Below are 304 nucleotides of genomic sequence, written 5' to 3' on the forward strand. Positions count from 1 at the left end.
GGATCGAGCCACCGGTAGGTGATGCAATTCATCGTGAAACCCCATGGGGAACCCGACGATCAGCACCGGCGTACCCAAGCCGATGTCCCGTTCCGGCTCCGGCATCTCTTCGGATGGAAAGGCTTGCCAGACCGCCTTGTGCGGCATCTGTTCCCGCCGGAGCTTGAGAGTCGCTACGTCGACGTCTCCCGCCGCGTCCCTTCCTTGTCTCCACGCCGCGGTGCCCGCTTCATACAGAGGAAGAGCAGCACTCGCGACTGTCGCCAGATTGTTGCCGTCCGTATGGAAATCAACCTGTATCAGA

The 304-nt window shown here is 60.9% G+C and carries 1 pseudogene; it reads right to left on the bottom strand.

Annotation, left to right across the window (positions count from 1 at the left end):
* A pseudogene (locus tag ACTJKJ_RS27325) lies at nucleotides 1-304 on the bottom strand (serine protease); the annotation flags it as partial.

This window comes from Roseateles sp. 22389 (assembly GCF_052044995.1).
GTDB lineage: Bacteria > Pseudomonadota > Gammaproteobacteria > Burkholderiales > Burkholderiaceae_C > Roseateles.